We start from the raw sequence: 12,813 nt of genomic DNA on the forward strand, positions 1-12,813 counted from the left end.
GGTCAGCCCGCTTAACGGGCGGCCCGATAATAAAAACCATTATTTGTTGCCTGCTTCAGGCAGCCGTTCCGGGGAGAGTGCAATGTTAGGTCGTTTACGTATATCTGGCACCATTATTGCGCTGCTCGGCGTGTTCTGTCTGATGCAGATCGTCGCCAGCGGGTTGTCGTTCAACTCGTTTCGCCTCGATGCCGATAATATTCATCAGGTAGAGATTAGCGGTGACCAGCGCGATGCGCTGGGTGAAAGCTGGGCTGCACTGCTGAGCGCCCGTGTGACGCTGAGCCGGGCGGGAACCCGCGCCGCGCTCAATGTGCCACGCGACAAGGTGATCAGCCTGATGACCAAAGCGCAAGCCGACCTGAGTCAGGCCGACAAAGCGTTCAACGTATTCAAAGCCATTCCGATGGTAACGCCCGAAGGGCAGGCATTAGAGAAAGAGATCGTCGCCGCCTATGACGTCTATTACGGCGAACTGGCACAGCTGATCGCTTTCCTGCAGAACAATCAGCTGCAGGCATTCCTTGACTCACCCACCCAGGGTAAGCAGGACAAATTCGAAGTGCAGTACAGCCGCTGGATGAAACACATCGATGAACTGCGCGACCATGCTGGTGCGGCCAGTAAAGGTTTCTATTTCCAGTCGAAGGTGATTTTTGCCCTGTCAGTGACGTTGTCACTTATAGTGACGCTGGCCGGACTGTGGTGGGCAAGGCAGGCGCTGATTGCCCCGCTGGCGCGGATGCGCAACCACTTTGAACGCATCGCCTCCGGCGATCTGAACGGTGAAGTGGAAGCGGGCAGCAGTAATGAACTGGGTCAGCTGTTCAGCAGCCTGCAACATATGCAGCACGCGCTGGCTTCCACGGTGCGCGATGTGCGCGACGGCAGCCGCGCAATGCAGACCGGTATTCAGGAGATCGCCGCCGGCAATAACGACCTCTCAGCGCGGACGGAACAACAGGCGGCGTCACTGGCACAGACGGCAGCCAGCATGGAACAGCTGACGGCGACCGTTTCCGCCAATGCGGACAACGCCCGTCAGGCCTCCGATCTGGCACGCGAAGCCTCCGCCACCGCACATAAAGGCGGAACGCTGACCGGCAATGTGGTCACCACCATGAATGCGATTGCCGGCAGCTCGAAAAAGATTGCAGATATCACCAGCGTCATTGACGGCATTGCCTTCCAGACCAATATTCTGGCGCTGAATGCCGCAGTGGAAGCGGCGCGCGCCGGAGAACAGGGCCGTGGCTTTGCCGTGGTCGCCGGTGAAGTGCGCAATCTGGCCCAGCGCAGCGCGCAGGCCGCCAGAGAGATCAAACAGCTGATTGAAGAGTCAGTCAGCCGCGTGGACCAGGGGGCGCAGCAGGTAGCGTCGGCCGGGGAAACGATGGAAGAAATTGTTCAGTCGGTTAACCGGGTGAACGGCATTATGGGCGAAATTGCCGCCGCCAGCGATGAGCAGCGACGCGGTATTGAGCAGGTTGCACTGGCCGTCAGCCAGATGGACCAGGTGACCCAGCAGAACGCTGCGCTTGTTGAAGAGGGCGCGGCAGCCACTGGTGCACTGGAAGCCCAGGCAGACTATCTGACTACTGCAGTTCGCCGTTTCGCGCTGGATGAGCGTGCCGAGTAAATAGCGGTCCCCCGACCTCCGGGCTGACGGGAACGAGAAACCTAATAATATTTTATCCGCGCTTTGCAGGATGGCTACATGAAGAAATCGACGTTGTTAGCTCCACCGGAAAACGCAACGCTGCTGTCACAGATGGTGCAGCGCCTGCCGTTATCCGATACGCATTTTAAGCGTATCAGTCAGTTGATTTATCAGCGAGCTGGCATCGTTCTCGCCGATCACAAGCGAGAAATGGTTTATAACCGCCTGGTGCGCAGGCTGCGGATGCTGAATATCGATGATTTCGGTCGCTATATGGCACTGCTGGAAAATGACCCTAACAGCGCCGAGTGGCAGGCGTTTGTTAACGCCCTGACCACCAACCTGACGGCTTTTTTCCGCGAAGCGCATCACTTCCCGATTCTGGCCGAGCATGCGAAGCGCCGCACAGGCAATTACAGCGTCTGGTGTGCGGCGGCGTCAACCGGTGAAGAACCTTATTCAATCGCCATGACGCTGGCAGAAACGCTGGGTACCGGACCGGGTAAATTCCAGATCCATGCCAGCGACATTGATACTCAGGTACTGGAAAAAGCGCTGGCGGGTGTTTATCGCCAGGAGGAGCTGCGCACGCTCTCTCCACAGCAGCTGCAACGCTATTTCCTGCGCGGAACAGGCCCCCACGAGGGCATGGTCCGTGCCCGGCCGGAACTGGCCAATATGGTGACCTTTGCCCAGCTGAATCTGCTGGCCAATGACTGGGCACTTCCGGGACAGTTTGATGTGATTTTCTGCCGCAACGTAATGATCTATTTCGATAAAGAAACTCAGGAAAAGATTTTACGGCGTTTTGTTCCGTTACTGAAACCAGGCGGGCTGCTCTTTGCCGGTCACTCAGAAAATTTCAGCCAGATTAGCAAAGAATTTTATCTGCGTGGCCAGACGGTCTATGGACTGACTAAGGAAAGATAATGAGTAAAATCAGAGTGTTGTGCGTTGATGATTCGGCGTTGATGCGTCAGTTAATGACCGAAATTATCAACAGTCATGCCGATATGGAAATGGTGGCATCAGCACCGGACCCATTGGTAGCACGGGATTTAATCAAGCAGTTTAACCCGGACGTGTTGACGCTGGATGTTGAAATGCCGCGGATGGATGGCCTCGATTTTCTGGAAAAATTGATGCGTCTGCGCCCGATGCCGGTGGTGATGGTCTCCTCGCTGACCGGTAAAGGCTCCGAGATTACGCTGCGGGCGCTGGAGCTGGGGGCGGTAGATTTCGTCACTAAACCTTCGCTGGGGATCCGCGAAGGGATGCTGGCCTACAGCCAGATGATTGCCGATAAAGTGCGTGCTGCATCCCGCGCCCGTCTGAACACGCGCGGGCCGCAACCGGCTCCGGTGATGTTAAAAGCCGGGCCGCTGCTGAGTAGTGAAAAGCTGATCGCCATTGGCGCGTCTACGGGCGGAACCGAAGCGATCCGCCATGTGCTGCAGCCGTTACCGGCGACCAGCCCGGCGCTGTTAATCACTCAGCATATGCCACCGGGTTTCACCAAATCGTTTGCCGAGCGTCTGAACAAACTGTGTCAGATCACGGTGAAGGAAGCCGAAGACGGCGAACGTATTCTGCCGGGTCATGCGTATATCGCACCGGGCGCCATGCATATGGAGCTGACGCGCAGCGGGGCGAACTATCAGGTCAAACTGAATGACGGGCCGCCGGTTAATCGTCATAAACCGTCGGTTGATGTGTTGTTTAACTCAGTGGCGCAGTTTGCCGGTCGTAACGCCGTCGGCGTGATCCTGACCGGCATGGGCAATGATGGTGCTGCCGGGTTGCTGGCGATGAATAAAGCCGGTGCCTGGACTATTGCCCAGAACGAAGCGAGCTGTGTCGTATTTGGCATGCCACGAGAGGCAATCGCCCTCGGGGGAGCCAGTGAGGTGGTGGATCTTCACCAAATCAGCCAGCATATGCTGGCAAAAATTAGCGCCGGACAGGCGTTGCGTATCTAACGCGGTCCTCGCGGGCTACATATTACGGGAGTAGGTATGGTTGACAAAAATATGCGGTTTCTGGTGGTAGACGACTTCAACACGATGCGTCGTATCGTCCGTAACCTTCTGAAAGAGCTGGGTTTCAACAACGTTGAAGAGGCAGAAGACGGTGTGGACGCGCTGAACAAGCTGCGTGCCGGCGGTTTCGACTTCGTGGTTTCTGACTGGAACATGCCCAATATGGATGGTCTGCAACTGCTGCAAACCATCCGCGCCGACGGTGCGCTGAGCAAGCTGCCGGTGCTGATGGTGACGGCAGAAGCGAAGAAAGAGAACATTATTGCGGCTGCACAGGCGGGTGCCAGCGGCTATGTCGTTAAACCATTCACAGCGGCTACCCTGGAAGAGAAGTTAGGTAAGATCTTCGAAAAACTGGGTATGTAAGGAGCTGAGATGAACACTATTCCGAAACCAAATGTTGATGCAGCTTCAGCGCAGGACATTATCTCTAAAATTGGTTCACTGACGCGGATGTTGCGCGACAGTCTGCGTGAGTTAGGCCTTGATCAGGCTATCGCAGAAGCGGCAGAGGCGATCCCAGATGCCCGCGATCGCCTTGATTACGTGATTCAAATGACCGGCCAGGCGGCAGAACGTGCGTTAAACTGCGTCGAGGCAGCTCAGCCCCGTCAGACAGTGATGGAGAGTGGGGCGAAAGCGCTGAAAGTTCGCTGGGATGAGTGGTTTGAAAACCCTATCGAACTGTCGGATGCCCGCTCGCTGGTTTCGGATACTCGTGGCTATCTCAGCGAAGTACCGGAACATACAGGTTTCACCAACGCCCAGCTGATGGAAATCATGATGGCTCAGGATTTCCAGGACCTGACCGGGCAGGTGATTAAACGTATGATGGATGTGATTCAGGAGATCGAGCGTCAGCTGTTGACGGTCCTCATGGAGAACATTCCAGACCAGAGTATGCGCGTGAAAAAAGATACCGACAGCCTGCTGAACGGTCCGCAGATTAACGCTGCGGCTCCGAATGTGGTGGCCAGCCAGGATCAGGTCGACGACCTGCTGGACAGCCTCGGATTCTGATATCAAGGGGGGGCGGAACCTTTTCGCCCCCTTTATATCCTTGATACTTCCAGCTGCAGGTGCGTTGGCGACATTCGTTCACCCGAATCACCGACCAGAGTTTTTGCCACCTTGCTGCAACCCGAATTATTTTGGGTATAGTGACTGCTTTTCCCATTCCGCAAATAGCCCCCTATTTACACGTTTACTCGTGGCATTACCCCTGCGCGAATTTGGCATTCTACCCTCAGTCATTCCGTACTGAAGGTTTGCCCGCGTGTCTCAGGATAGTGATGAGGAAAAAACAGAGTCCCCCACGGCCCATCGACTTGAAAAAGCACGAGAAGAAGGGCAAATTCCGCGATCGCGCGAGCTGACATCGATTCTGATGCTGGTGACCGGACTGTCGATTCTGTGGGTCGGTGGTGAATGGATGGGACGTAAACTGGGTGCGCTGCTGGCCGATGGTCTGGTGTTTAATCACTCGATGGTCAGTGATACCACTCAGATGCTGCGTCAGCTGGCCAATCTGCTGTTGCAGGCGGTGCTGGCCGTGCTGCCGATGATGTTCGGCCTGGTGGTGATGGCGATTGCCGCACCGATGTTGCTGGGTGGCCTGGTGATTAGCGGTAAGTCGATTAAATTCGACCCAGGCAAGATGAACCCGATTAAAGGCCTGGCCAAACTGGTGTCGGCGCAGTCGGCGGCCGAGCTGCTGAAAGCGGTACTGAAAGCCACGCTGGTCGGCATTGTGACCGGGCTTTATATCTGGCACCACTGGGCTGAGATGCTGCGTCTGGTCAGCGAGTCACCGATCACCGCCCTGGCTGGATCGCTGAATATGATTGCCATGTGCAGCGTGCTGGTGGTGCTGGGGCTCTCCCCGATGGTGGGCTTCGACGTCTTCTTCCAGCTCTACAGTTACTTCAAGAATTTACGTATGTCTCGTCAGGATATTATGGACGAGCATAAACAGCAGGAAGGCGACCCGCATGTTAAGGGGCGCATACGTCAGCAGATGCGCGCTGCGGCCCGACGCCGCATGATGCAGGATGTGCCGAAAGCGGATGTCATTGTCACCAACCCGACCCACTATGCGGTCGCTTTGCAGTACGACGAGAAAAAAATGAGCGCACCAAAAGTGCTGGCGAAAGGCGCAGGAGACATTGCGCTGCGTATTCGTGAGCTGGGGAAAGAGCACCGCATTCCCATTCTCGAAGCGCCGCCGCTGGCGCGTGCGCTCTACCGCCACAGTGAAATTGGTCAGCATATTCCCGGCACGCTGTACGCAGCCGTTGCCGAAGTGCTGGCCTGGGTATGGCAACTGCGCCGCTGGAAGGTGGAAGGCGGTCTGATCCCGAAACGACCTGTTAAATTGCCGGTGCCGGAAGCGCTGGACTTCGCTGGAGAACAAAAATCTGATGGCTAATCTGGCCGCTTTACTTCGCCTACCCGGCAACTTTAAAGACACGCAGTGGAAAGTCCTTGCAGGGCCGATCCTGATCCTGCTGATCCTGTCGATGATGGTGCTGCCGTTACCGCCGTTTATTCTCGACCTGCTGTTTACCTTTAACATTGCGCTGTCGATCATGGTGCTGCTGGTGGCGATGTTCACCCAGCGTACGCTGGAGTTCGCCGCGTTTCCGACCATCCTGCTGTTTTCCACCTTATTACGTCTGGCGCTGAACGTCGCCTCCACGCGTATTATTCTGATGGAGGGCCATACCGGTGCCGCTGCGGCCGGTCAGGTGGTAGAAGCGTTTGGCCACTTCCTTGTCGGCGGTAATTTCGCCATCGGTATCGTGGTGTTCGTGATCCTCGTTATCATCAACTTTATGGTTATCACCAAGGGTGCCGGGCGTATTGCGGAAGTTGGCGCGCGCTTTGTACTCGACGGGATGCCGGGTAAACAGATGGCGATTGACGCCGACCTTAACGCCGGGCTGATTGGCGAAGAGGAAGCGAAGAAGCGCCGTTCTGACGTCACCCAGGAAGCTGATTTCTACGGTTCGATGGACGGTGCCAGTAAGTTCGTGCGCGGCGACGCCGTCGCCGGCATCATGATTATGATCATTAACGTGATCGGCGGCCTGCTGGTGGGCGTGGTGCAGCACGGGATGGATGCGGGCCATGCGGCCGAAACCTACACGCTGCTGACCATCGGTGACGGCCTGGTGGCCCAGATCCCTGCGCTGGTCATCTCGACGGCGGCGGGTGTGATCGTCACCCGCGTCGGCACTGACCAGGACGTCGGTGAGCAGATGGTGGGCCAGCTGTTTAACAACCCGCGCGTTATGATGCTCAGCGCCGGGGTGCTCGGTCTGCTCGGTCTGGTGCCGGGTATGCCAAATCTGGTGTTCCTGCTGTTTACCGCGGCCCTGCTGGGGCTGGCCTGGTGGGTCCGTGGCAAAGAGATGAAGCCGAAAGAGGCGGCTGTACCGCAGACGCTGATGAAGCAGCCGGAAACCGCCGCCAGCGTTGAAGCGACCTGGGGCGATGTGCAGCTGGAAGATTCGCTGGGCATGGAGGTGGGCTATCGCCTGATCCCGATGGTCGACAGCGCCCAGGACGGGGAACTGCTCGGGCGTATCCGCAGTATTCGTAAGAAATTTGCCCAGGAGATGGGCTTCCTGCCCCCGGTGGTTCACATCCGCGACAATATGGATCTCACCCCGGCGCGCTACCGTATTCTGATGAAAGGCGTGGAGATTGGCAGCGGTGATGCCTATCCGGGGCGCTGGATGGCAATCAACCCAGGTACGGCGGCCGGTACGCTGCCGGGTGAAGCGACGGTAGACCCGGCCTTTGGCCTGGAAGCTATCTGGATCGACAGTGCGTTGAAAGAGCAGGCGCAGATCCAGGGCTTCACGGTTGTGGAAGCGAGCACCGTGGTCGCGACCCACCTGAACCATCTGATTGGTCAGTACGCCAGCGAGCTGTTTGGCCGCCAGGAAGCACAGCAGCTGCTGGACCGCGTGACGCAGGAAATGCCGAAGCTGACGGAAGACCTGATCCCCGGCGTGATCACCCTGACCACGCTGCACAAAGTCCTGCAGAATCTGCTGGCCGAACGCGTCTCTATTCGCGATATGCGCACGATTATTGAGACACTGGCAGAACATGCCTCAGTGCAAACCGACCCTCAGGAACTGACCTCGGTAGTTCGTGTGGCGCTGGGTCGTGCCATTACGCAGCAGTGGTTCCCTGGTCAAGGCGAAGTACAGGTTATTGGACTGGACGCCACGCTTGAGCGCCTGCTGTTGCAGGCTCTGCAGGGCGGTGGTGGCCTGGAGCCGGGGCTGGCTGACCGTCTGCTGGCCCAGGCGCAGACGGCGCTGCAACATCAGGAAGGGCTGGGTGCCCCACCGGTGCTGCTGGTGAACCATCCGCTGCGTGCGCTGCTGGCGCGCTTCCTGCGTCGTTCGCTGCCGCAGCTGATGGTGATCTCAAATATGGAACTGACCGACAACCGCAATATTCGTATGACTTCAACGATCGGAGGCCATTGATGAAAGCGCTAGCGTGGCTGATGCTGGCTCTGCCGGGGTTTTGCCAGGCCGCCGACGGTGGCTGGCACGCCAGCGCCAGCGGCCCGTCACTGCCAAACCGGGGCGTACAGGCATCATCGCGGCCGCTGACGCCGCCGCAGCCTGTTGCCGGAGAGATGACTGAAGTGATCTGGCGCTACACGCTGAGCGCGCCAGCGCCGGCAGGGTTACAGGTGCGGCTGTGCTCCGGGAATCGCTGCGTACCGATCGAAGGTGCCAGCGGTTCCACGCGCGGATTGACCCACGTCGCTGCCGGAGAAACGTTACGCTTTATCTATCAGGTTGAAGGGAAAGGGCGGGTGTTTCCGGTGGTACACGTGGTGAGCAATGAAGTGATGGTGAATTACCAGTAGATACCCATCAATCTGTGTATGTGTAGTGGCCGACCTTTTGTTCCGGTCGGCCCCTGCAGATATTACATACGTTCTACGGTTTCAATTCCCAGCGTATCCAGACCCTGCTTCAGGGTTTTGGCCGTTAGCAGCGCCAGACGCAGGCGGCTCTGTTTGGTCGCATCGTCTTCGGCACTGAGGATCGGGCAGTGCTCGTAGAAGCCGGAGAATAACCCCGCCAGATCGTACAGATAAGCACACATCACGTGCGGCGTACCGTCGCGCGCCACCTGAGTAATGGTCTCTTCAAACTGCAACAGGCGAACGGCCAGTGCGGCTTCACGCTCTTCGCGGATAGCGGTCACGCCGCTGATGCCATGTTCATCAATCCCGGCTTTACGGAACACCGACAGCACGCGGGTATAGGCGTACTGCATATACGGCGCGGTGTTGCCTTCAAACGCCAGCATATTGTCCCAGTCAAAGATGTAGTCCGTGGTGCGGCTTTTCGACAGGTCGGCGTATTTTACCGCGCCGATACCGACAATACTGGCGAGCTTTTTCAGCTCGTCGGCAGGCATGTCAGGGTTTTTGCCCGCAACCAGGGCCGTGGCGCGTTCAATGGCCTCATCCAGCAGGTCAGAGAGTTTAATCGTCCCACCGGCACGGGTTTTAAACGGCTTGCCGTCTTTACCCAACATCATGCCGAACATGTGGTGTTCCAGCGGAATGCTGTCCGGCACATAGCCCGCTTTACGCACGATGGTCCAGGCCTGCATCAGGTGCTGATGCTGGCGTGAGTCAATGTAGTAAAGCACGCGGTCGGCTTTCAGGGTTTCGTAGCGATATTTAGCGCAGGCGATATCGGTGGTGGTGTAGAGGTAGCCGCCATCCTTTTTCTGGATGATGACGCCCATCGGGTCGCCGTCCTTGTTTTTGTACTCATCCAGGAAGACAACGGTGGCACCTTCGCTCTCTACCGCCAGGCCTTTGGCCTTCAGGTCGGCGACAATGCCCGGCAGCATGTCGTTGTACAGGCTTTCACCCATCACGTCGTTGCGCGTCAGGGTCACGTTCATGCGGTCATAAATGATCTGGTTCTGCGACATGGTAATGTCGACCAGCTTTTTCCACATCTTGCGGCAGTACTCGTCGCCGCCCTGCAGTTTCACCACGTAACCGCGCGCGCGCTCGGCAAACGCCGGGTCTTCGTCATAGGTGCGTTTGGCTTCACGGTAGAAGGCTTCCAGGTCCGCAAGCGCGATGTCTCCGTGCTGTTCGTTCTGCTGTTTTTCCAGGAAGGCAATCAGCATGCCGAACTGGGTGCCCCAGTCCCCGACGTGGTTAGCGCGGATGACGTGATGGCCGAGGAACTCCTGGGTACGGACCGCCGCATCACCAATGATGGTGGAACGCACGTGACCGACGTGCATCTCTTTCGCCACGTTCGGGGCAGAGTAGTCGATGACCACCGTCTGCGGTTCAACGGGTGCCACGCCCAGTTTAGGGGCTGCCAGCACGCTGTCTATCTGGGTGGAGAGCCACTCAGGGGCGAGGAAGATATTGATAAAGCCGGGGCCGGCAATTTCAACTTTTTGCGCAATACCGGTGAGGTCCAGCTGCTCCAGCACTTTTTCGGCCAGTTGTCGCGGTGGCATTGCCAGGCTTTTCGCCACGGCCATCATACCGTTGGCCTGGTAATCACCAAATTGCGCTTTTGCCGACTGGCGCACCTGAGGCTCGCAATCTGCCGGAGCACCCACTGCGATCATCGCCTGACTGACTTTTTCTGAGAGAAGGGCCTGAATATTCACCGAGTTACCTTAATTTTTTGAAAGCCTGCACGCTGGCAAAGGCCATTGCCACGCCGCCGCCGTCAAAGTGAGATTCACTCATGGCGCAGCGCTTAAAAAAGAAGGGGAAAAGTATACTGCATTTAGGGACAAGTTATCCAGGAACCTGAGCGCCTGGATAACTTGTGAGTCAGGCGTGGAAAACAGAGGGGGAAGGTCTTTTCCACGTAATCAGACTAGCGGCGACGCTGCGGCCGGTGCGGGCTGGCCACCGTCGTTTTTCCATTCCGTACCTTCCAGTGGCGTAAAATAGCAAACCCCATCATCGCAATCAGTACGGCGACAAGTAATAACATAAGCATTGAGCTTTCCTTGTGTTGATGGTCGGGACAAATCTATAAGAAAGCAGAATAGCGTACAATGTACGCCCAGGGATTTAGGAATTGTCGCATTGTATAAATTTAACTAAACTAAAACAGAAAGTTAAAGGCCGTTTTCTAAAAAAACCTCTGGTACTGAACCAGCGAATACTGGATAACACAGCGGCTAAACAGGCAATTAATATGATTAATTCTGATTAATACGGGGGTTTCCATCAAATAATCTGGTCTTCAAATATGTACGGGTTAAGTATCATTGATAAGATAAATTACTGTAAGTGAAGGATTTCAGGATGTCAGGCATCAAAAATGCAGAAGAATTAAGCGATCTGGTTAATGATTTACCGCGCTTTTTACATTCCCTTAACCAACTGGCGCAGCGTTTAGACCTTGCGCTGGACGATCTGGAGGTGGACCACATTGCCGTCAGGTGCCATCAGAACACCACTGCAGAGCGCTGGAAGCAGGGGCTGTTACGCTGCGGTTCGCTGTTCTCGGAGAAGATAATTGCCGGCCGTCCGATTGCCCTGTTTGAATTAACCACACCGCTGGCGGTGGGGCCCTGGAACATCAGCGTGATCGAACTGCCGTGGCCGGGGCAGCGCCTGTATCGTCATGAAGGCTGGGAGCATATTGAAGTGGTGCTGCGCGGGGACGAGCAGACGCTTGGTGCGCGGGCGCTGGCGTTGATGGGTGACGAGGGGCTGACGCAGCCGGGTATCTCGGTGAAAACCAGCGCCCCGCAGGGACAGGGCGAACGCCTGCCGAACCCGACGCTGGCCGTCACGGACGGGCAGGTCACCATCAAGTTCCATCCGTGGAGCCTGAAAGAGATTGTGGAGAGCGAAAGCTAGCGGCCGATAGCCAGCGCCAGCGTCATGCGGCGCAGGGCTTCATCGAGCAGCGCGCGCTGGCAGCCAAAATTGAAACGAATGAACTTATCGTTGCCAAAATCCCGCCCTGGCGAGAATCCCAGCCCGTGTTTTTCAAAAAACAGCGCCGGGCTGGCCACGTTTAACCTGCTGGCATCAATCCAGGCCAGATAGCTGCCTTCCGGTGACGCCATGCTGAGGCCGGGGAGTTTGTTAACGTGCTGGGCCAGAGCGTCGCGGTTACTGCGCAGATACGCCAGCTGCGCGTCCAGCCACGGTTGCCCGTCGCGCCATGCGGCCGTGGCGGCAACAAACGCCAGCACATCCACATCCGGCACCAGACCTTTACGTTCACGGTTGAAACGTGCGCGTAACTCAGGGTTAGGAATGATTGCCAGCGACGCGCCCAGCCCGGCAATGTTGAAGCTTTTTGACGGTGACAGCAGGGTCACGGAGCGCTGGGCTGCGTCTTCGCTCAGGCTGGCAAACGGGATGTGTTCGACCCCCTCTTCCAGCAGCAGGTCACAGTGTATTTCATCAGAGCAGACCACCAGGTCGTGGCGGCGGGCGAAGCGCAACTGGGCTTCCAGCTCCTCACGACGATAAACCGTGCCGCCGGGATTCTGTGGGTTGCAGAGCAGCAGCAATTTTTCACGCCCGGTCAGTTCGCCTTCCAGCGTGTCAAAATCCACCACCCAGCGCTGTTGCTGAAGCTGAAGAGGGGCGCTGAGCTGGGCGCGGCCAGCCAGTTTTGCTGCCTGGTGGAAAGGGGGATAAATTGGCGTTGGCGCTACGGTCCCTTCGTCTGGCGCGGTGAACGCCCGAACGCACAGGTTCAGGCCGGTCACCACGCCCGGCAAAAATACCAGCCACTCGGGCTGGATATGCCAGTTATAGCGCGTCAGCATCCGCTCGATAACCACCTCGGTAAAGGCCTGTGGTGGCACACCGTAACCAAAGATTCCGTGTGAGACGCGCGTCTGTAATGCTTCGGTAATACAGTCAGCTACGCGAAAATCGGTATCAGCAACCCATAACGGAAGGATATCCCGATCACCATATTTTCTCCATTTCAGGCTATCGCTGTGACGGCGGTCTATCCGTTGGTCGAAATTGAATGCCATGATGATGATTCCCGTTAAAATAAATACCTGCAATACCGATCAGACTAATCATCGGCATTGAAATAA

12 protein-coding genes are annotated in these 12,813 nt (G+C 56.9%); 9 read left to right on the plus strand and 3 right to left on the minus strand.

All coding sequences use genetic code 11. The features are described from left to right. Positions 1 to 82 precede the first annotated feature (82 nt). From ABEH87_RS02440 to ABEH87_RS02475, 8 genes are all read left to right on the plus strand, one after another. Positions 83 to 1,639, plus strand: coding sequence for a methyl-accepting chemotaxis protein (locus tag ABEH87_RS02440; protein ID WP_346573597.1), 1,557 nt, complete (start codon positions 83 to 85; stop codon positions 1,637 to 1,639). 78 nt (positions 1,640 to 1,717) lie between these two features. Beyond that, positions 1,718 to 2,590, plus strand: a complete 873-nt coding sequence (gene cheR / locus ABEH87_RS02445) for a protein-glutamate O-methyltransferase CheR (protein ID WP_346573599.1) — start codon at positions 1,718 to 1,720, stop codon at positions 2,588 to 2,590. Then, on the plus strand, positions 2,590 to 3,639 hold the full coding sequence (locus ABEH87_RS02450; RefSeq protein WP_346573601.1) for a chemotaxis response regulator protein-glutamate methylesterase: 1,050 nt from the start codon (positions 2,590 to 2,592) through the stop codon (positions 3,637 to 3,639). The genes cheR and ABEH87_RS02450 overlap by 1 nt, the downstream gene beginning before the upstream one ends. A 36-nt stretch (positions 3,640 to 3,675) precedes the next feature. Continuing rightward, positions 3,676 to 4,065 carry a chemotaxis response regulator CheY gene (cheY, locus tag ABEH87_RS02455; RefSeq protein ID WP_133841764.1) on the plus strand — a complete coding sequence of 130 codons (390 nt, stop codon included), beginning with the start codon at positions 3,676 to 3,678 and terminating at the stop codon, positions 4,063 to 4,065. A gap of 9 nt (positions 4,066 to 4,074) precedes the next feature. Next, positions 4,075 to 4,719 (plus strand): protein phosphatase CheZ, encoded by a 645-nt coding sequence (gene cheZ / locus ABEH87_RS02460; protein WP_346573603.1) that lies wholly within the window; start codon positions 4,075 to 4,077, stop codon positions 4,717 to 4,719. Between the two features lie 256 nt (positions 4,720 to 4,975). After that, entirely contained in the window at positions 4,976 to 6,127 is a 1,152-nt protein-coding gene (flhB, locus tag ABEH87_RS02465) for a flagellar biosynthesis protein FlhB (protein ID WP_346573605.1), read from the plus strand. Continuing rightward, positions 6,120 to 8,207 (plus strand): flagellar biosynthesis protein FlhA, encoded by a 2,088-nt coding sequence (gene flhA, locus ABEH87_RS02470; RefSeq protein ID WP_346573607.1) that lies wholly within the window; start codon positions 6,120 to 6,122, stop codon positions 8,205 to 8,207. Before flhB ends, flhA begins: the two co-directional genes overlap by 8 nt. Next, on the plus strand, positions 8,207 to 8,599 hold the full coding sequence (locus ABEH87_RS02475; protein WP_346573609.1) for a flagellar protein FlhE: 393 nt from the start codon (positions 8,207 to 8,209) through the stop codon (positions 8,597 to 8,599). The genes flhA and ABEH87_RS02475 overlap by 1 nt, the downstream gene beginning before the upstream one ends. A gap of 62 nt (positions 8,600 to 8,661) precedes the next feature. Here ABEH87_RS02475 and argS read toward each other — a convergent pair whose 3' ends face one another. Next, complete coding sequence (gene argS / locus ABEH87_RS02480) at positions 8,662 to 10,392, minus strand: arginine--tRNA ligase (RefSeq protein WP_346573611.1); 1,731 nt, start codon at positions 10,390 to 10,392, stop codon at positions 8,662 to 8,664. A gap of 215 nt (positions 10,393 to 10,607) precedes the next feature. Next, entirely contained in the window at positions 10,608 to 10,733 is a 126-nt protein-coding gene (locus tag ABEH87_RS02485; RefSeq protein ID WP_346573613.1) for a hypothetical protein, read from the minus strand. A gap of 311 nt (positions 10,734 to 11,044) precedes the next feature. Between ABEH87_RS02485 and ABEH87_RS02490 the strand changes: the two genes are divergently transcribed. Continuing rightward, complete coding sequence (locus ABEH87_RS02490; RefSeq protein WP_346573615.1) at positions 11,045 to 11,605, plus strand: VOC family protein; 561 nt, start codon at positions 11,045 to 11,047, stop codon at positions 11,603 to 11,605. Here ABEH87_RS02490 and ABEH87_RS02495 read toward each other — a convergent pair. Continuing rightward, positions 11,602 to 12,747, minus strand: coding sequence for a PatB family C-S lyase (locus ABEH87_RS02495; protein WP_346573616.1), 1,146 nt, complete (start codon positions 12,745 to 12,747; stop codon positions 11,602 to 11,604). The genes ABEH87_RS02490 and ABEH87_RS02495 overlap by 4 nt on opposite strands. Positions 12,748 to 12,813: the final 66 nt, after the last annotated feature.

This window comes from Erwinia sp. Eh17-17 (assembly GCF_039675725.1).
Classification (GTDB): Bacteria; Pseudomonadota; Gammaproteobacteria; order Enterobacterales; family Enterobacteriaceae; genus Erwinia.